Consider the following 19,016-nt stretch of genomic DNA (forward strand, 5'->3'; position numbering starts at 1 on the left):
TGGTTCAAATTTCTTTGTGCCGTGGTTTAAACATTAAGAAGTTAAGGTGAGTTAAGATTTGGGGTTAAGTAACAATACTTATAATTATCTTATCTAACTTATATGGTTCAAACTTCTTTGTGCCATGGTTTAAACATTAAGAAGTTAAGGCGAGTTAATTTGGGGTTAAGTAACAATACTTATAATTTTCTTATCTGGCTTATATGGTTCAAATTTTTGTGTGCTAATATGTTTATTTTTAAGATTTTAGTTTCTTAGTTGCCTTAGGTGGTTAAATGATGGAAGATGTTTTTAAAATTCCAAGCCTAATTGATTTCTACATTGTACCAGACCTCGTATTAAGTTAGCTAAAAAGTAATCCACTATTTATTAAAGCAGCAAAAAAATAGGCCCTGAAATTAACCAGGGCCTTTGTGCTTGATCTAACCGTCCCGTTGGCTAAACCTTACATATTCACGAATATAAACTATGCCTTTTAAACCCAATCAAAATAACTTCAAAATACCCTCTTCAGGGTATATGCTGCATATACATCATGTAATGGGATCACGACTTGAATACGGTATCCTTATTGTTTCATAGCGACCTAAAAAATAGGAAGATGGCACAAAAACTGCTCGGAATATTGAGGATAAAGTGTTAAAGGAATAGTAGTCACCCGATTGGTAAACTCACAACTATTGGCATCAATTGCTTTCACGCTAAGGTCCCAGCGCACAAAGAGTACCACTCTTCCGGTAGGCGTGAAAACATCAGAAAAGGCAGGTTCAGGCTGGATTTATATTACCGAATCAATGTTTTTCCTGTTACACTGCCTCCGCTCCGAGAAAGAAAAGAGGATATCGCATTGTTAGCTAAACACTTTGTAAAAATATATTCGGAAAGAGAAAAAAAGACAGTTACCTCAATTGCAGACCATGTACTGAAAACATTGCTTAACTACGACTGGCCTGGTAACATCAGACAATTGGAGAATGTAATCGCCAGAAGTGTTTTATTAGCATCAGGTACGGTACTCGATAGCGTTAAACTCCCCGGAGAAAGCAAGAGCACGATGGCCACTCCTCAGGGTCACATTAAAAGTATGACCGAAAATGAGCGCGACCATATCCTATCTGCTCTTGGTCAGTGTAACTGGAGAGTTTATGGACAAGGCGGAGCCGCAGAACTGCTAGACCTTAATCCCTCTACCCTCAATTCACGTATGAAGAAGCTGGGTATTGAAAAAAAGTATTTCAGACCAGAAGGCGACTAAGAACTTTCTAAAAAAGCATTACATTGGCAGGGTAAAGCAGAATTTAAGTCCTTTACCCAGCCCGCTCTCCAATCAGATTTTAACTCGGTGCAGCTTGATAATTTCATAGCAATGATTAGCCCTACTGCTTCTCTTTATCCTGCCATCAATTCTTCTCATCAATAAATACCAGGGTCTAAAAATGTAATCGACAGCATAGCTGTTAGCCAAAACATTAACATCGCAAGAATTTGAGGCCATCCTGGCATAGCTGGTTCCCTGTTGGATGTGGTTGAAGATATAGGCTTATTGCCGATAGTATCGCCGGGGGCGAAACACAAATACAGGATAACTGTAGCACACGCTGACATAAGCAAATGGGTAATGAGATAAAAGCTTTCCATGGTCATTCTTTTTAGTTAGTTGAGGATTGCCGGCCGTTGAAATAGCCAGCTCCATAAAAGAGTATATACCAAGCTTATACCAATTCTTAAAACACTACAAAACAACAACTTACACTTAAACTGCAGTTTTTAAAGTCATGTTATATCGTGAATTATCACTTTTACAGATGAAATATAGAGGTGAATGGCCCTATCGAAAATGGAAGATGGGGTAATGGAAGATGGAAACTATCCAGCGTAAAATAAACTTACATTTTATCTAAAATCACATCCTGCTGAACTTGTTTCTGCATCTTTCTAGATAATATTAATAAAGACCCTGAACTAAATTCAGGGTGACGACCGTGCTAGCGGGGATCGTGTTTTTTAATTTTGATCCGAACGTACTTGGAAGCCGGCATATTACTGTCTTTCACTACATTATTGATCGCCACCAATACATTGGTTTCCGGAAAATAGGTTACGGTGTTTTTGGATGGAATTTGATAGGGTACAATCACAAATAAAGGCGCTATACGTTCTACACCATCATCATAGTTAAATAAATCTACCTGATCACCGGAAGTAAATCCTGCCGCCTCAATATCCTTTGGATTCATAAAAATCACTCTCCGTCCATTCTTGATGCCGCGATAGCGATCATCTAGCCCGTAAATAGTGGTATTAAACTGATCGTGCGATCTTGTCGTAGCCATCATATACTCGTCGGCAGCAAGCGTATGCTGAGGCAAAACAGTGGTGGTAAATGGTGCCCTATCGCCAAAATCCTCCGTAATAAAGTTCCCATCCCTCGCCGCATTAGGTAAATAAAATCCACCCTTTTGCCTTACCTTTTGGTTGTAATTCTCGAACCCGGGAATACAGGCTGCAATATCGTCCCTCACAGCATCATAACTTTCCATATAGCGATTCCAGTTAATTATCGACTTTTCTCCAAGGGTAGCTATGGCCAGCCGGCACACAATCTGTGTCTCGTTAATCAGGTTATCAGATACAGGCTGCAACATTCCTTTAGAAGATTGAACCACACCCATGGAGTTTTCTGTTGAGATAAACTGATGTTCTCCAGCAACCAGGTCAATATCACTGCGGGATAAGGTTGGAAGAATAATAGATTCCTTTCCATGAACCAAATGCCCGCGATTCAGTTTTGTAGATACCGAAACGGTGAGATCCAGCTTTCTGATCGCCCTTGCTGTATACGTGGTATCTGGTGTTGCTGATAGAAAATTTCCGCCCATACAAAACAGCACCTTTAACTTCCCTTCCTGCATGGCCCGGATTGCCCGCACCACGTCATAACCATGTTTTCTGGGTGGCTCAAATCCATAAAAATCCCGCAAACGATCCAACTGGGCATTAGTAGGTTTTTCATCAATCATCATGGTTCTGTTTCCCTGCACATTGCTGTGGCCACGCACCGGACATACACCAGCACCAGCTTTGCCTATACTCCCTTTTAATAAGAGGATATTGAGCATTTCCCTGATCATATCTACCCCATTGGGTTGCTGTGTAATCCCCATTCCCCAGCAAAAAATAATACGCTTCTTAAAAGCAAGCAGCTGTACCATATCATATATTTCGGCAGCAGAAACCCCGGCAGAAGCTGCAAGTTCTTCCAGGTTGTATTGTTTAAACTGATCGATGAATTTCTCGTACCCTACTGTTTTCTCGGCTATAAATTTTTGGTCAAACACTTCGCCTGGCGACTTACTTTCAAATTCGAGCAACAACAGTTCTATAGCTTTCAGCAAGGCCATATCTCCATTAATTCTCACTTGCAAAAAGATATCGGCAAGTTTTATTCCACCCAGAATTCCACTAATTTTTTGTGGATTATGAAATCCCATCAATCCAGCTTCGGGCATAGGGTTAATGGCTATAATTTTCCCTCCGTTGCCTTTACACTTCTCCAGGGCACTCAACATTCTGGGGGCATTAGTACCTGGATTATGCCCGATAACCACCACTACTTCTGCGTGATATAAATCATCTAGCGTAACTGTTCCCTTTCCAATTCCAATAGTTGGGCGCAATGCTGTACCTGACGTTTCATGGCACATGTTAGAGCAATCGGGCATATTATTGGTTCCATAAGCTTTCGCAAATAGCTGATAGAGAAATGAAGCTTCGTTGCTTGTTCTTCCGGAGGTATAAAATGCGGCCTCATCAGGAGAATTCAAAGCATTGAGACGGGTAGCTATTTTCTGAAAAGCATCATCCCAGCCAATGGCCTGATAATGGCTTCCATTTTCGGGCAGATACATAGGCGTTGTCAACCGGCCCATCTTTCCGATATGATAGTCATCAAGTTGTGAGAGATCATAAACTGAGTTGTCCCTGAAAAACTCAGCGGTAATCTTTTTTGAAGTTGCTTCTTCCGCGAGTGCTTTCACCCCATTCTCACAATATTCCCCTAAAGCAGATCGGTCATCATCCGGATCGGGCCAGGCACAGCTTGGACAATCAAAACCGCCCACCTGATTCATCTTCAGTAAAGCGCTGGCACCTCTTAAAAGTGTTTTTTCTTCTATCAGGTCGCTTACCGAAGCTTTCAAAGCCGGAATTCCAGCCGCCCAGGTTCCAACGGCGCTAAGTTTCAGGTCTGAAAGTTGGTATGGATTTTCGGCAGCCGGCTGTTTTTTGTCAGATTCCATATAATTAATCTTTAATTCTCGGATTGGGATAATTATCACTCTGATCTTCCTCGACATGATCGAGACAGGTAAAATCTTTTTCTATCAGAACAGCCACTGGCCCATTTGAATCGCTATAACCAACTTTATCGGTTTCAACCAATTCAACAGCCATGTGTCTGGATATATAGAGCGTTATCCTATGATTGACATGCTCAACGCTAATTCCCTCTTCATCGGTTACCACAATGGCATATTCGAGTGCAGTGCCTGCAAAAGCGGTATTTTCTGTTAAGGAACCATTTTGGCCTAACTGACTAACCTCCGATTGGGTTAGCCTAAATCTGATGGAATTGCCCTTTAGTCTTATTTTCATGGGATTGAGGAATTATAATATTGACGTTTGAAATGTAAATATTGAACCGGTTTTCTTTCAGGAAGCCTAATAGGGTCATTTTAGACTCTGTAGCAAGTTCTACCGCCAAACTGGAAGGTGCACCAATTGCTGCAACTATTGAAATGCCTGCCATAGCTGCTTTCTGGATGAGCTCAAAACTGGCTCTCCCACTTAATAAAAGAATATGTTTATTTAAATCTGGTATGGCTGAGGATAAACTGGAACCAATTAGCTTATCTAATGCATTATGTCTTCCCACATCCTCTCTAAGCATAACAAGCTCGCCAGCAAGGGTAAACAGGCCTGCCGCATGTATGCCTCCAGTAGCATCAAAACTGTGTTGTGCTAACCTGAGTTTTTCTGGTAAACCATATAATATTTCGCAATCTAGATTTATTGGAACCCTTGATTCCAGTGGCGCAGGCTGTTTGGTTCTGATTGAGGCTATCGATGCTTTTCCACATACCCCACAGCTAGAAGTGGTATAAAAATTCCTTTCGGCTTGTGCCAGATTAGGCTCTACCCCTTCTATCAGCGCTACGCAAATGATGTTTTCCTTACCTATCGAACAACTATCCTTCACTGCATAAACCTTTTTTACTGCAGCAGCTGACGAAATCATTCCCTCGGTATATAAAAACCCCAGTGCCAGCTCCTGATCATTTCCCGGGGTGCGCATGGTTACCGAAATACTTTTTATCACCCTTTGGTTAGCCGGGCCATATTCCAGGCGGATCTCCAAAGGCTCTTCTACAGACAATACATCTAATGAAGCATGTGATCCGGAAACTGATATCCTTTGGATGGCGCTGCGAATAACAGCATGGGAAGGGAGACCATTCATCATTGATATATATTAGATAAGTAAGCATACTAATATACAAACTTTCTTTTTTGATGAACAGAGAAAAACGGACACACCAATTCCCGGGAAATAAAAATGAAGAAAAATCCCGAGGATAGCTATAAAAATTTAGAAGTTAAGGGAAATTAAGAAACATATCTCGAGAAAAACGACTTAACTTAACATTAAATTAAAACCAATCAGCGCACAATTGGGAAAGTAAGTTATAAACATTAAGAAGTTAAGGAAAATTAAGAAACATGCCTTATCTTAACTTCTCAATATTAAATCAAAACACTCGGTGCCAAATATTTAGAAACAGGAAGGCGCAACGTTTGGGAAAGTGAGATATAAACATCAAGAAGTTCAGGAAAATCACCAAGCATACCTTACCTTATCTTAACTTCTTAATGTTAATTTAAAACCCTCGACGCTAAACACTTAGAAACAGGAAGGCGCAACGATTTGGGAAAGTGAGATATAAACATCAAGAAGTTAAGGAAAATCACGAACCATACCTTAACTTATCTTAACTTCTTAATGTTAAATCAAAACACTCGGTGCCAAATATTTACAAACAGGAAGGCGCAACGATTTGGAAAAGTAAGATATAAACATCAAGAAGTTAAGGAAAATCACGAAGCATACCTTAACTTATCTTAACTTCTTAATGTTAAATTAAAATTAATTGCCGCTAAATTTTCAGGAAAAAGAAAGCTGAATTACTTTCCTACCCTATTTTGAAGATGTTCCGGATATCTTGCACCCTGAATCTCAATTTGTGAGGCAGCATTTTCTATATTTTTTAAATCTTCGGTACTGAGTTCAATGCTTGTAGCGCCAATGTTTTCTTGTAAACGGTTTAACTTGGTCGTACCTGGAATTGGAGCAATCCAAGATTTTTGTGCCAGTAACCAGGCTAAAGCAATCTGTGCTGGTGTGGCTTCTTTTTCGCCCGCAATGCGCTTTAATAAGTCTACCAATACCTGATTGGCATCTCTGTTTGCTTCAGAAAAACGAGGTACAATATTTCTAAAATCAGTACTATCAAATTGTGTATTCGGCGTAATCGCACCTGTTAAAAAGCCTTTACCCAAGGGACTAAATGGCACAAAACCAATGCCCAGCTCTTCTAATGCAGGTATGATTTCCTTTTCAGGTTCACGCCACCAAAGAGAATACTCACTTTGCAATGCAGCAACAGGCTGAACTGCGTGCGCCTTACGAATGCTTTCCACTCCTGCTTCCGATAAACCAAAATGTTTCACTTTACCTTCTGCAATTAAGTCTTTAACTGTACCGGCAACATCTTCCATAGGCACATTCGGATCTACACGATGCTGATAAAATAAATCGATATAATCTGTTTTTAATCTCTTCAATGAGGCCTCCACAACGGTTCTGATTCTTGCCGGGCTACTGTCCAGTCCTTTTTTCGAATCACCATCCTGAAATCCAAACTTCGTTGCAATAACCAATTTCTCGCGAAATGGAGCTAATGCCTCACCCAACAATTCTTCATTGGCAAAAGGCCCGTAGCATTCTGCTGTATCAAAAAAAGTAACACCTGCTTCTACCGCAGCCTGTAATAATTTAATTGCATCTTTTTGATCAGTTGCCGGTCCATAACCAAAACTTAATCCCATGCAACCTAGCCCAAGGGCCGAAACTTCAAGTCCGCTATTTCCTAATTTTCTTTTTTCCATTTCTTTATTTTTTATAAATCGATCTGATAGATTTGGTTATCCTTTCCGATCAACAGTACAAAGTTCGTTACCTATTGGTTCTAAAAGTTATACATATTACTGGATGTTATACCATTATTACCGATATGGGCTTCATCTCATCGTTTAACGTCCCATAAAATATTGCTTTCACATTAAAGCAGTTAGCAGAAAAGATAGTTCCAGCTTGTCTGACTATGGCTGTAATATGTATTTTTGCCAACCCAAAAAAACCAAAAAGAGGCAACGATACATCAACCATATGAGCGAGAAGAGAGAGCTGAGTGATACGATCAAAATCCTACTTTTTATACTTACCCTCGGTGCCTGGTATTTCTTTTATGTTTATAAACGGGCTGAAAGAAAAAAAGAACTTGATCCCCAGCTCTTTTCGCAAATCAAACAAGCACTGGATGAACTGGATAATTACCTGAATACCTCACAATACTACGCCCAGGCCGATTCCATTCAGCTTAGTGTCAGGCATCGCCATTTGCTCCAATCTATCCCAAAAAACTTTGAGAACTTAGCTATAGCAACAGTTGAAATAAACCTGATCAGCAAACTGATTAACAACTATCAAAACCTTGAAAACCTGCGGGAACAGCATAATGAAAATTTCATCAAGCAAGAGATGCGTGCTTATGCCGATTTTTTCTCAACGCTTGATAATTATCCGCTTTCTGAAGAGCAAATGCGTGCCGTGATTTGCAATGAAGACCACACCCTGGTAATTGCGGGGGCGGGTACAGGAAAAACAACTACCATAAGTGCAAAGGCTGCCTATATCCTTAAAAAGCAACTCTGTCGCCCGGAAGAACTGCTCATTATCTCCTTTACCAATAATGCGGTAGATGAGCTGGCAGACAGAACCATGTACTTCTGCCGGAATATTCCGGGAAGGGAGGAAATTTCTTTTAAAACCTTTAACGGCTTTGGAAATTCGGTCACTTCATTTTGCTCTCCTTACCCGGCAAAGTTGGCTTTTGAAGGTAGAGATATATTAATCAAATCTTTTTTGCGACGAAGTTTTAATGAACTATTTTATGCCGATGCCAGCTTCCAAAGCAGGGCCATCAACTTCATAGCGTTTTTCTCGAATCCTTTGCGCGATGAGTTCTCATTTGCCTCCCCTGAAGAATTTCTTGCGTACAGTAAGAACGCTAAACATATCAGTTTGAACGGCCTTCAGCTCAGATCTGCCACGGCATTGCAAATCGCTAATTTCCTTTACCTACATGGCGTAAGCTTTCAATATGAAGCGCCATATCCCAATATAAATGTGGATATTAAAGCGCAACTGCCTTTTTATGCCCCTGCTTTTTTCCTTCCTGAATACAACATCTACCTGGAGCATTTCTGTGTGAATGAAGACGGGAATGTTCCAAATTGGTTTAGCTATAGACCACCATTCAGCTGTGCCAGAGAACAGTATCATGCAGAAATTAACACCAAAGAAGAGATCCATAAATTGGGAGGTAGCCATTTAATTAAAACTTATAGCTATCAGGCAATGAACAACGGACTCCTAAAACACCTGAAGCATGAACTGCTTTCACGTGGCGTTGCGTTGAAGAAGATGGAAGCTGTACAGATCCACGCGCTGATCAAAAAATCTGCTGTTATGGATCAAAATATTGATCTTATATTCAGTTTTTTAAATTTAACTAAATCAAATAATACTTTAACTCAGTCAGTCCAGAAAAACGAGGACAAACGATCGCAACTTTTCCAAGCAATCTGCACTCCCCTACTCCATCGGTACCAACAGGAATTACAGCAAACAGCCAGTATAGATTATCATGATATGGTTCATCTGGCTACCGGATTTATCACTTCCGGAGCCTATCCGGTACGCTACAAATATATTCTCGTAGATGAATTCCAGGATATGTCTCTAAGCCGTTACCGCATGATCAAGGCCCTGCTACAAGCCAACCCGGGTTCCAGATTATATGCTGTGGGTGATGACTGGCAATCTATTTTCCGCTTTGCGGGAAGCGATGTTTCTTTATTTACGCAATTCGAGGCATATTTCGGTCATACCGCCTACCATACAATCCTCAATACCTATCGTTTTAATGCCGAGATATTAAAAGTAAGCAGCAACTTTATTCAAAAGAATCCCATTCAAATCAAAAAGCAATTACAATCACCGTTTAGGGCTCATAGACCTTCGTTTGTACTGAAGCCTTTCCATACCGGCCGAATGAAGAATGCTGATCGCGATATCCAAATATGGGATGTGCTGCGAAATATCCTTGAAGAAATAAGTGATTTTAAGCATGATGCCGAGGTTTTCATCATTGGCAGATACCATCACAATAGCCCTGGAGATTTGCCACAATTCAGGCGGCTGTTTCCGAGACTGAGAATACGCTTTCACACCGCCCACTCCTGCAAAGGGCTCAGCTGCGATTTTACCATTATCCTAGGACTCGATTCGGGCAGGTACGGATTTCCATCGGGAGTTACTGATGATCCAATCCTGGCGGCTGTACTACAAAATGAAGAAACCTTCGAACTGGCTGAAGAACGAAGGCTTTTCTATGTAGCCCTAACCCGGGCAAGAGAAAGGATATATCTGGTTTACAATCCTTCTGCCCCCAGCCGTTTTATCACCGAGCTGAAAGCAGATCACGATATACAAGAAGCGGTAATGATGTAAGTAGTAGCAAGGGAAAATGGGCTAAGCGCGGCCAGGTTACATCACTACAACGTACATCTACCTTAAATTATCTTACTTTAACAACTATCCAGCCTGCAACACCGACAGGTTTTCCAGCATTTCACTTACCATTGTTTTTAAGTTATAAACAGGTCGCCACTCCCAATCTTTTCTGGCTGCACTATCGTCAATACTTTGTGGCCAGCTATCGGCAATTGCCTGACGAAAATCTGGCTGGTATGTTACCGAAAACTCAGGGATAAGTTTTTTTATCTCTGTCTCCAGTTCTGCTGGCGTAAAACTAAGGGCACCCAGATTATAGGCCGTACGAACCTTAATATTTCTGGCAGGTGCATCCATTAGCTGTAAAGTTGCATTAATGGCATCTGGCATAAACATCATTGGCAGGGCGGTATCTTCCTTTAAAAAACAGGTATATGGCAAATCTTTTACAGCATGGTGAAAAATATCAACAGCATAGTCTGTAGTACCTCCACCCGGCGCACCTGTATAACTAATCAAGCCCGGATAGCGCAGGCTGCGTACATCAAGTCCATATTTCTCAAAATAATATTTGCACCACTGCTCACCAGCAGCTTTACTAATACCGTATACCGTTGAGGGCTCCATCACCCCTTGTTGAGGGCAATTGATTTTCTCTGAATCTGGACCGAAAACAGCAATACTACTCGGCCAGAAAACTTTACTTACCTTATGTTTTACCGAAAGATTAAGCACACTAAGTAGGCTATTCATATTCAAATCCCAGGCTAAGGTAGGATTGCTTTCGCCCTTGGCAGATAAAACCGCAGCGAGGTGATAAATCTGAGTGATTTTAAGATCAACAATTAGCGACTCCAGTGCCTCTGCGTCTAAAACATCAAGTCTGAAATAGGGCGCTATCTCCGGCGATACATTTCCACGAGGATGGATATCCGCAGCAATGACGTTATCCTGTCCGTTTCTTTTTCTAAGTGCAACGAGCAGCTCTGTACCGATTTGCCCGCAGGCACCGATCACTAATATCTTGTCTTTGTTCATATGTTATTTGAATGGCAGTCTGCCATAAGGTTGCTGCCTGTTTTATAGGTTTTGAACTAACAAATTTGGAGAGTCTGCAAGAGAATTCCTTGTGGTTGAATCAGCATCGAAGATTATTCGAGATTCGGGAGTAAAATCCAAACATAATTCTGACTCAAAACAGTGGTTAAACTAAATTCCAAATATTGTTTATGAAATTGGGAGTTGGCCATAAACTTATTATGTTTGCATCCGCCAAAAAGCTTAATCACGGTATCATTTACCTGATTTCTATGGCAACTTACATCAGCTAAAAAGAACTGCTATGCACGATGATATTTTGGATAAGCTGGACTATGAAATATTGTCCTTGCTACAAATTCAGGGCGATTTAAATTATAAGGAACTTGCCTACAAGCTCCACAAATCGCCCAGCACTATATTTGAACGAATTAATCGTATGCGCGACAGGGGATTTATAACTGGAACGATAACCCTGATTAACAGAGAAAAATTTAAGGAACTGATGGTTTCTTATTCACACGTTACCCTAAGAGACCATAGCAGCAATGCCCTGAAAAACTTCCAGGAAAAGGTAGCTTTATTTCCACAGGTACTGGAATGCTACCATACTACCGGCGACTACGATTTTCTGCTTAAAATCGTAGTTAGAGATATGCAGGAATACACCAGGTTCATTACAAAGGATTTAATGGTGCTGGAAAACGTGCTCAAATCTCACAGTAGTTTTGTGGTAAATGAAGTGAAGCGCAACCTGGCTTACCCACTGTCACCGTAAAAAGGGCAATAAAACATCACCCTTTTATTTGAATTTCTATCTTGACCAGATATTCCCGTTTTTAGTTACCAAAACAGAGAGTTTGCCTTCTTCAACCAATCTATCCAGCACAGCCTGTGCAGCTGGAAAATCACTATCAGTTAGTTCAGAAAACTCCCTCAGCGTAAGTGATGAAAACTTGGAGAAAAGTGCTTCCCATGATTTTTCATAGCTTTGTTTCACAATATTGGGGGCTATCTTTGCCAGTGCTTCTTCAAATACTGGATAAGGCTTAAAACCATATATCTTCTCTGTACTTCCGTTAGGGCCTGAAATAAAAATTGTTGGAAATCCCCTAACCCCCATCGATTTGGCAAGTAAGAGGTCTTCCTGAAACAATGCCCTGGCTTGTCCATCAAAATTAATTTTCAAGCGGTGCGTATCCAAACCCGAAGCGGCCGCAGCAGATTGAATATTTTCCCATTTCGCAATATTCATCTTGCTAACAAATACCATTTCACGCATGATTCTAAGAAATTTTTGCGCTTTCTCTATATCCTGCAACTCTGCCGCTTTAAAGGCGATAGACGGCGGATATGATGAATCCAGCGGATCGGTAATCCAAACATCACCATCAATGGGCATATGATAGTATTGACTTACCTCATCCCAATGCGCCGCAACATCTGAAGGCTTACTTATACCCCCACTGTTGTAACTCCAGTCTGGAAGTAGTCCGCCCATCCGATATTCGAACTGCAGCTCATGCCCATATTCAAGTTTCAGCTTTTTTAGCTGCGGTTCGATTCCCCAGCAAGTAGAACATATCGGATCTGTAAAATATATGATGCTGACATGCTTAGCTGCAACTTCATTTATTTGTTCTTCCTGATCAGCATCAGAAGGTAGTTCGCAAATCCCGGAAATTGGATTACATAAAAGTGAATTAATATTTTTCTCGCTCATCAGCTTTTCTATATCTTATCTTTATTTTTGTACAAATTTCCGAAAGATTACAACGACCGTCAATAAGTCAAAAAAACATGACTACCAAAAAAGAAGATGACCAACCTGAAACCTGTAAGGCACAGGCAATTTTAAAATTGCTTTCAGGAAAATTTAAGCCGGAAGTTTTTCGTCTTTCCCTAAACTCGCCGCTGCGATTCAGTAACTTGCTCAGGGAAATTCCAGGCTCAAACAAACAGTCTATTACCACTGCACTGCGCGAATTAGAAGAAGTTGGGCTGCTGGAAAGAAAGGTAATTAGTGAAAAACCCCTCCACGTAGAATATTACCTCACTACAAAAGGAAAATCACTGATTCCCTTCTTCGAACAACTGGAATCTATTGGAGAAATATAGTAGCTGATCTTCTAAACAAGCCATAGGTTAACCTGAAGCCCGGAATTTCCAAATCAATGGGTAAAACTTAAAGATCCCCGGCGGGTGATCCGCTAATAAATACACCTCTGCAATTTTGGTATCCGATTTTTCCGAGACAAACACTAATAAATGCTGTTTTACCTATTTCACAATATGTGATTGATTCAGGTCCTGATTAACTGTAGTTTTACCGCACAAAAATAAACGACTTAACAATTCCAATAATATATGGCAAAAAATATCACCATTTTAAAGAAAGAAATTTTATCAGATAATTGGTATATCCTGAATAAGGTGACCTATCAAACCGAGCAAGAAAATGGCGATGTAGTAATACAATCCAGAGAAGCATACGACCGTGGAAATGGGGCAACCATACTGTTGTATAACAAAGACCAGAACACCGTAATCTTAACCAAACAATTTCGGCTACCTACCTACTTAAACGGGAATGAAGATGGAATGCTGATTGAAGCTTGTGCAGGCTTGTTAGATTTGGATGGCCCCGAAGATTGCATTAAACGGGAAACAGAGGAAGAAACAGGCTTTAATATCACAGAGATAACCAAGGTGTTTGAAGCATACATGTCGCCGGGTTCTGTAACTGAGCTGCTATATTTCTTTATCGCAGCTTACACTCCAGAAATGAAAGTAAGCGATGGTGGTGGAATTTTAGAGGAGGAAGAACATATCATCGTATTGGAAATTCCTTTTGCTAAAGCATTGGAGATGATTGAAACTGGTGAAATCAAGGACGGAAAAACCATCATGTTAATACAACACCTGTTAATCAAAGGGATATTAAGTGCATAAACCCAAAAATCTTAATACCTACCTTCAATATTACTGATCCTTGTTGAGTGGAACTGATGACGATCCTGTTTTAATTTAGGTGCCTTTTTTGTCAATTGTCAGTTTCATCTCACAAAAAGTTAAAATGCTTGGAAGCTTAATCTCTCTGTCTATATTTGTATCGCAAGCGATATAATCGTAAACGATATAAAATAGATAAATTATGAAACCATTGTATGAAACTAGTGCTACCGTAACAGGCGGCAGAAACGGTCAGGTAAGCTCAGAAGACGGCGCATTAAACCTGGAGGTAAGAATGCCTAAAGAACTTGGCGGTAATGGTAGTGGATTTACCAATCCAGAGCAATTATTTGCAGCGGGTTATGCCGCTTGTTTTGATAGCGCACTTAATCTGGTTATGCACCAGTCGAAAGTAAAACCCTCTGCTGCTTCTTCAGTAAAGGCTTCGGTTTCGCTCCACCCTGATGGTACAGGCGGTTTTCAACTTGGGGTATCACTAGCCGTTAGCATACCGGGAATAGAACGTACGCAAGCACAGGAACTCACTGAAAAGGCACACCAGATCTGTCCTTATTCAAATGCTACCCGTGGAAACATTGAGGTGCAGTTGGATGTTATTTAAAAGATCGCCCTGGAATTTTGATGATCAAAGTTTCAGGGCGTTATTAAAAATTAAATAAAGAAAAGGATGTATAACGAAACCTCTAGACTTCAGAAAACTTTTAAAATCCTGCTGGGAACCGGAATGGTGCTTGCAGGCATTGGTCATTTAAGCTTTCAGCGACAGGAATTCCAGGCCCAGGTTCCTCAGTGGATCCCCTTAGACAAGGACTTTGTGGTGATCTCATCGGGAATAGTTGAAATATCTTTAGGCCTGGCCGTTTTATTCTGGAAAAAACAACGCATCAGGTCGGGAATTGCACTTGCCATATTCTACGTACTGATCTTCCCGGGTAATATTGCCCAATACCTGAACCACACCGATGCATTTGGTCTGAATACTGATAAAGCCAGACTTACCCGGTTGTTTTTTCAACCCGTTCTAATTTTTTGGGCATTGTGGTCTACAGGAGCATTGAACTATCTTAGAAAAAAGTAACTTGCAGCAGTATTTTAATGTCCCACTAAAAGGATGATTTATGGAAGGAACTCAAACACCAGAGACTAAAGACATGTATAAACTGGAGAACCAGCTGTGTTTTCCATTATATGCAGCTTCCAGGATTATGACCAAGTGTTATCAGCCGGTGCTCGATGAACTGGACATTACCTACCCTCAGTACCTGGTACTGATGGTATTGTGGGAAACCGATCACGTAAACCTTTCTCTTCTTTCAGAAAAGCTTATGCTGCAATCTAACACTCTTACCCCACTCTTAAAAAGGATGCAGGAAACGGGGTTGTTAACACGCGAACGGTCTAAACAAGACGAAAGGAGCATTCTCATCTCCCTAACGGAGAAAGGCAGGGCGCTAAAATCAGCTGTACCACGCCTTCAGAGACAGCTTGCCAACCTCGGCATCAGCTATGAAGAAGCCGATAAGCTGAAAACTTTGTTAAACAAAATCCTTCAGTCAGCGCCTTAGCAGCGTAACTTCATTTCAGGCTACTTTACTAAAAATCTTATCTTAGCCTAATGGACCCGATACGTATCACGCAAGCACAAGCACGCAAAATCATCCTTCATGCTGCCGGTCTGGCCCGTAAAGATCAGTTTGGAACTGGAATAGAGGCCGTTTATGCAGTGATTGATCACCTGGGCTTCCTGCAGATAGACACCAACTATGTTGTAGAGCGGGCACACCATCAGGTATTGTTTTCCCGGATATCAGATTACCAAACCAACTGGCTGGCCACATTAACTGAAGAAGCTGAAATATTTGAATACTTTAGCTCAGATGCCAGCTACATGCCTATGAAAGACTTCCGGTTTTCTTTGCCCGTTAAAGAAAGCTTTGAAACAGGCGGCAGGATTCCTTCACCAATGCAATCCAGACTGATGAAAGATGTGCTTGATCGCATAGAGCGTGAGGGGCCTTTAATGATAAGTGATTTCGAAAATGACAGGATAGATGCTAGCTCGGGCTGGTGGGACTGGGGACCAGCAAAAGTGGCGCTTGAACGCTTGTACCTGGAAGGTAAACTCATGATTACCAGGACACCTGCTTTCAAAAAAGTTTACGATCTTCCTTTAAATTTAATCCCATCCGAAATTGAGGTCACTCCCCCCACAGCGGAAGAATTTGCGCGCTATGTTATCCGCCGTACCTTGGGGGCACTTGGGATAGCCTCTCTTAAGGAAATAGCCTGGCGTGTCAGGCGCGTAAAAGGGAATTTGGTGAAGCAGGAACTGAATGAAATGCTCTCCTCTGGCGAAATTAAAAGTGTGGAGGTTGATGGTTTGAAAACGGCACCATTGTATCTACTCCGCGATCAATCTACCGAGATTACACTCGATGACGAGGCCTTTATTCTTTCGCCATTCGATGTGCTCAATGTCTTCAGGCATCGGCTGAAAACTTTTTTCAATTTTGACTATCAGATCGAATGTTTCGTTCCTGCTCCTAAACGCAAGTATGGTTATTTTTCATTGCCCATAATTATTGGAGATCAGTTTATCGCACGTATGGATGCGAAAGCCGATAGGAAGCAGCGCTTGCTTATTGTGCACAACATTTATTTTGAGGAGGTTGAGCTTAATGAAATTATGCTCAATAAATTGATAGCGGCACTTAAAGATTTTATACAATTTAACCTGTGTAATGATGTTGTGTTTCATAAATCTAACCACACAAATTATCTCCACACTATTCAACAGGCATTCTCTTAATTGTGCGAACAGCTATCTGAAAAAAAACAACTTACTAAAATTCGTAAAGATTGTTTCCACGCAAGTTTTCAATTATCTGTATTGCGGTTTCCTTTAATGGATGACGTAAGCGTATAATCTCTTCTTTTTCTTTCAGAGACTCGAAGCCTGCTTGATTGAGCAATGTTTTAACATGCCTGTAAAACCCATCTAAAAAAGTATTTAACGATAACAAGTCCGCAGTTAAGCCTTCATTTTCATAATTAAACTGACAGGAACAATGATAAGAGAGCAAAATTTGGCCTCCTCCACATTCAGCACCAATACCTACTGTAAACTCATTCGGTTGATCACCAGGGATCAGTTCGTCAGCAAAATCATCACCAACGGTGTGGTAAATCTCAAAAATGATTGTAAAACTATTCAGCAAATCAAACTCAAAATCAAAGCCAGACTGATAACATTGGCTAATAGCGCTTGTTGATAAGAGTTCAGGGTTAAATATAAATTCGTTTACCTGAACTGGTTGCACATTGAATATTTTCATGGAGAGGAACCTAAGATGTTACTTCGAGCCCTTATCCCCCTCTTTGCTCTTCAGCAATTGGCTGAGTAGGCTATCAAGCTTTTGAAATTCAGGGCTGCCAGCAGTAAAAACCCCTGCTGTGGCGATGCCATATTTTGAAGCCATCTGCCAGTTGCTCTCCCTCGAGGTTGAATCATTAAGATAATGTACCAGCTTGAAAGCATCCCGAAGTTCGGCACTAAACTTTCTTTTTTTTGACTTCGGCGAAGCAGGGCGACTACTGATCGTAAAAAGTTGTTGGCTGGTTAAAACCTCAATCTGCGACAGGGCAGTGTCTGTATGAAGGGAATCTACTGCTAATTGTTTGTGATTTCTCGGTTGTACAGATCTGAAACTCATCATGCCAATGACAATGACAGAAAAGAAAACCAGCAAAACCGCTGATGGTAATAGCTTTGCTAAAGATATTTTACTGGTAGCAGTATTTTTTATGAGATTCATGAGGTGTTTAATTTAGAATTACCCGAAAGTTAGCAAAATATTGCGAAAAGGAAAGAACCAAAAACCATTCACTAATGTTGTGACCTCTGCACTGTCCATACAACAATAAACCTGATCAAAACGGGCACGTAGCAAAGCGAAGTAAAGTGGAGAGCAGGGCCGAACTTATCCGATAAGTGCTAAGCCCCAGCTTTCCTAATAATACTAATTTCTTTCAACCGGTTAACATCATTCGGTAACTGCGGTAAAAGTCATTGTAGCAGATTGTATAGTTACCGTTGTGCGTTTATTTTTCGGAACAGTTACGGCAATGCTTCTTTCCCCACCTGCTCCAATGTGTACACGAACAGGTGTTTGGTTTTTTAGAATGTAATAACTGATCGGTCCATCCTTACTGTGCTTTAGCCCGGAAGTAAAATCATTTTCGATTGTACTGTATGGAATTGCGGTATCAAACCTAAATCCCGAAAACTCACTGGTTAAGTCAATGCTGTATGTAGGCAGATCTGATACAATCACATTTAACAGCCCTACAATACGTTCCATCATCATCTCCAGTGTTTGATTCTTACTGATAATGACACCAGTCGTTTTTGCAAAAAAGGTATCTGCGGTTTTATAGAGTTTATCCTGAAAGGAAAATGAAGGTTGCCAATACTGAAAATTAGCTTCGGCATAAGGCAAAAAAACTGGTTTATCCCTATCGCCATCAAAGAACTGATTGATTGCAAACTCGCGTTGCGACCCGACGGCAACAAAATTATAGGTTCCATCAGGCAGTTCAAAACCGATCTGACCAAAGTCAGGACTAGTTGACAATTGCGTTTCCCGCTTTACTTCTGCCCCGGTTTGCGAGTTATAGGCAATTATTGTCAACTGCTTAATAAAGCTTGCAATAGGATCTGTTGGAAAGCCCACATTGGCCTGCCCTACCTCATGGTTTAGGCCACCTATTTTAAAGGCTACCGTTCTGTCTTTAATCGTTTCAACTGGTCCGAGATTTTTTCTACATGCCGATAGCATCACCGCTAAGACACATAATGTTAACTTGATATTTTTCATAGTATTTTTATAACAAGTTATAGATAATAGGCAGGCTATTAACCCATTAAACAGCACATTGCACCGGGATATGTAAAACTGAAAAGAATTTTACACATATTTTCCCTGGTTTAGTATGCGTATTTCTTCTGTTCGGGCAGATTAAATAGTAGTTTAAGGAATAACTAAAAATCAACTGCTCACAGCCAGTTTTCCTTAGTCAAAAAAGTAATATA

At 40.7% G+C, this 19,016-nt stretch carries 18 protein-coding genes; 9 read left to right on the plus strand and 9 right to left on the minus strand.

The features are described 5' to 3' along the window. Positions 1-847 precede the first annotated feature (847 nt). The gene (locus BMX11_RS14735) at positions 848-1,255 is read left to right on the plus strand and encodes an AAA-type ATPase lid domain-containing protein (protein WP_090885577.1); all 408 of its coding nucleotides are present in this window, start codon (positions 848-850) and stop codon (positions 1,253-1,255) included. 730 nt (positions 1,256-1,985) lie between these two features. On the opposite strand, the gene BMX11_RS14745 is transcribed toward BMX11_RS14735, so the two are convergent. The 4 genes from BMX11_RS14745 to BMX11_RS14760 form a co-directional block, all read right to left on the minus strand. Further along, entirely contained in the window at positions 1,986-4,298 is a 2,313-nt protein-coding gene (locus BMX11_RS14745; protein ID WP_090885581.1) for an FdhF/YdeP family oxidoreductase, read from the minus strand. Positions 4,299-4,302: 4 nt separating this feature from the next. Next, the gene (locus BMX11_RS14750) at positions 4,303-4,653 is read right to left on the minus strand and encodes a DUF7009 family protein (protein WP_090885583.1); all 351 of its coding nucleotides are present in this window, start codon (positions 4,651-4,653) and stop codon (positions 4,303-4,305) included. Next, complete coding sequence (gene fdhD / locus BMX11_RS14755; RefSeq protein ID WP_245738675.1) at positions 4,616-5,521, minus strand: formate dehydrogenase accessory sulfurtransferase FdhD; 906 nt, start codon at positions 5,519-5,521, stop codon at positions 4,616-4,618. Before fdhD ends, BMX11_RS14750 begins: the two co-directional genes overlap by 38 nt. Before the next feature lie 719 nt (positions 5,522-6,240). Beyond that, a complete protein-coding gene (locus tag BMX11_RS14760; RefSeq protein ID WP_090885584.1) occupies positions 6,241-7,224 on the minus strand; it encodes an aldo/keto reductase in 984 nt (327 codons plus the stop codon). A gap of 280 nt (positions 7,225-7,504) precedes the next feature. On the opposite strand from BMX11_RS14760, the gene BMX11_RS14765 reads away from it, so the two are divergent. After that, positions 7,505-9,910: a UvrD-helicase domain-containing protein gene (locus BMX11_RS14765; protein WP_175474570.1), complete on the plus strand. Its 2,406-nt coding sequence runs from the start codon at positions 7,505-7,507 to the stop codon at positions 9,908-9,910. 84 nt (positions 9,911-9,994) lie between these two features. On the opposite strand, the gene BMX11_RS14770 is transcribed toward BMX11_RS14765, so the two are convergent. Then, positions 9,995-10,951, minus strand: a complete 957-nt coding sequence (locus tag BMX11_RS14770; protein WP_090885588.1) for an NAD-dependent epimerase/dehydratase family protein — start codon at positions 10,949-10,951, stop codon at positions 9,995-9,997. A 304-nt stretch (positions 10,952-11,255) separates the two neighbouring features. On the opposite strand from BMX11_RS14770, the gene BMX11_RS14775 reads away from it, so the two are divergent. After that, positions 11,256-11,729 carry an Lrp/AsnC family transcriptional regulator gene (locus BMX11_RS14775; protein WP_090885590.1) on the plus strand — a complete coding sequence of 158 codons (474 nt, stop codon included), beginning with the start codon at positions 11,256-11,258 and terminating at the stop codon, positions 11,727-11,729. Positions 11,730-11,765: 36 nt separating this feature from the next. Here the strand turns inward: BMX11_RS14775 and BMX11_RS14780 are convergent, their stop codons facing one another. Continuing rightward, on the minus strand, positions 11,766-12,674 hold the full coding sequence (locus BMX11_RS14780; protein ID WP_090885592.1) for a DsbA family protein: 909 nt from the start codon (positions 12,672-12,674) through the stop codon (positions 11,766-11,768). A 77-nt stretch (positions 12,675-12,751) separates the two neighbouring features. On the opposite strand from BMX11_RS14780, the gene BMX11_RS14785 reads away from it, so the two are divergent. The 6 genes from BMX11_RS14785 (at position 12,752) to BMX11_RS14810 (ending at position 16,733) form a co-directional block, all read left to right on the plus strand. Then, complete coding sequence (locus BMX11_RS14785; RefSeq protein ID WP_090885594.1) at positions 12,752-13,069, plus strand: winged helix-turn-helix transcriptional regulator; 318 nt, start codon at positions 12,752-12,754, stop codon at positions 13,067-13,069. 249 nt (positions 13,070-13,318) lie between these two features. Continuing rightward, positions 13,319-13,903 carry a GDP-mannose pyrophosphatase NudK gene (gene nudK, locus BMX11_RS14790; RefSeq protein WP_090885596.1) on the plus strand — a complete coding sequence of 195 codons (585 nt, stop codon included), beginning with the start codon at positions 13,319-13,321 and terminating at the stop codon, positions 13,901-13,903. Positions 13,904-14,105: 202 nt separating this feature from the next. Then, a complete protein-coding gene (locus tag BMX11_RS14795) occupies positions 14,106-14,525 on the plus strand; it encodes an organic hydroperoxide resistance protein (RefSeq protein WP_090885598.1) in 420 nt (139 codons plus the stop codon). A gap of 66 nt (positions 14,526-14,591) precedes the next feature. Next, positions 14,592-15,002, plus strand: a complete 411-nt coding sequence (locus tag BMX11_RS14800) for a DoxX family protein (protein ID WP_090885600.1) — start codon at positions 14,592-14,594, stop codon at positions 15,000-15,002. A gap of 40 nt (positions 15,003-15,042) precedes the next feature. Continuing rightward, positions 15,043-15,489, plus strand: a complete 447-nt coding sequence (locus BMX11_RS14805; protein WP_245738676.1) for a MarR family winged helix-turn-helix transcriptional regulator — start codon at positions 15,043-15,045, stop codon at positions 15,487-15,489. A gap of 50 nt (positions 15,490-15,539) precedes the next feature. Then, the gene (locus tag BMX11_RS14810; protein ID WP_090885602.1) at positions 15,540-16,733 is read left to right on the plus strand and encodes a winged helix-turn-helix domain-containing protein; all 1,194 of its coding nucleotides are present in this window, start codon (positions 15,540-15,542) and stop codon (positions 16,731-16,733) included. Between the two features lie 34 nt (positions 16,734-16,767). Here the strand turns inward: BMX11_RS14810 and BMX11_RS14815 are convergent, their stop codons facing one another. The 3 genes from BMX11_RS14815 to BMX11_RS14825 all read right to left on the minus strand — a co-directional run bounded on the left by BMX11_RS14815 (position 16,768) and on the right by BMX11_RS14825 (position 18,801). After that, complete coding sequence (locus tag BMX11_RS14815) at positions 16,768-17,259, minus strand: hypothetical protein (protein WP_090885604.1); 492 nt, start codon at positions 17,257-17,259, stop codon at positions 16,768-16,770. An 18-nt stretch (positions 17,260-17,277) separates the two neighbouring features. Next, positions 17,278-17,739, minus strand: a complete 462-nt coding sequence (locus BMX11_RS14820) for a hypothetical protein (RefSeq protein WP_090885608.1) — start codon at positions 17,737-17,739, stop codon at positions 17,278-17,280. Positions 17,740-17,967: 228 nt separating this feature from the next. Beyond that, positions 17,968-18,801 carry a FimB/Mfa2 family fimbrial subunit gene (locus tag BMX11_RS14825; RefSeq protein ID WP_139180194.1) on the minus strand — a complete coding sequence of 278 codons (834 nt, stop codon included), beginning with the start codon at positions 18,799-18,801 and terminating at the stop codon, positions 17,968-17,970. Between the last annotated feature and the right edge of the window lie 215 nt (positions 18,802-19,016).

Source organism: Pedobacter rhizosphaerae, assembly GCF_900111155.1.
GTDB classification, from domain to species: domain Bacteria; phylum Bacteroidota; class Bacteroidia; order Sphingobacteriales; family Sphingobacteriaceae; genus Pedobacter; species Pedobacter rhizosphaerae.